This is a genomic window from Aeromonas sp. 604176, assembly GCF_049170755.1.
GTDB lineage: Bacteria > Pseudomonadota > Gammaproteobacteria > Enterobacterales > Aeromonadaceae > Aeromonas > Aeromonas veronii_A.
This window is the reverse complement of record NZ_JAAKNE010000292.1, coordinates 1-847: the sequence shown is the minus strand read 5'-3', so window position 1 is coordinate 847 and position 847 is coordinate 1. Positions and strand designations below refer to the sequence as shown.

At 62.0% G+C, this 847-nt stretch carries 1 protein-coding gene; it reads left to right on the top strand.

From position 1 onward, the window contains the following. Positions 1-847, top strand: an 847-nt coding sequence (locus G5358_RS21435; RefSeq protein ID WP_421324922.1) for a cbb3-type cytochrome c oxidase subunit I, incomplete at both ends; no start/stop codon positions are given.

Below are 847 nucleotides of genomic sequence, written 5' to 3'. Positions count from 1 at the left end.
ATCATCTCCATCCCGACCGGGGTGAAGATCTTCAACTGGCTGTTCACCATGTACCGCGGTCGCATCGAGTTCACCTCGCCCATGCTGTGGACCGTCGGCTTCATCATCACCTTCACCGTGGGTGGCATGACCGGGGTACTGCTCTCCGTGCCGGCCGCCAACTTCGTGCTGCACAACAGCCTGTTCCTCATCGCCCACTTCCACAACGTCATCATCGGCGGCGTGGTGTTCGGCTGCTTCGCCGGTATCACCTACTGGTTCCCGAAAGCGTTCGGCTTCAAGCTGGATGACGTCTGGGGCAAGCGTGCCTTCTGGTGCTGGATCACCGGCTTCTTCGTGGCCTTCATGCCGCTCTACGTGCTGGGCTTCATGGGCATGACCCGTCGTGTCAGCCAGAACATCGATCCCGAGTTCCACGGCTGGCTGGTGGTCGCCGCCTGCGGCGCCGGTCTGATTGCCCTGGGCGTGCTGTGCCAGGTCATCCAGATCGTGGTCAGCATCCGCGACCGCGAGAAGAACCGCGACCTGACCGGCGATCCCTGGGGTGGCCGTACCCTGGAGTGGGCGACGTCTTCTCCGCCGCCGTTCTACAACTTCGCCATCGAGCCGAAGGTCACCGGTCTGGACGCCTTCTGGGAAGCCAAGGCTGACGGCAGCGCTTACAAGAAGCCTGCCCAGTATGCCCCCATCCACATGCCGAAGAACTCCGGTGCCGGTGTCATCATCGCCGCCTTCAGCGTGGTGTTCGGCTTTGCCATGATCTGGCACATCTGGTGGATGGCCATCGCCGGCTTCATCGGCATGATCGCCACCTGGATCATCCACAGCTTCAACGACGATGTGGACT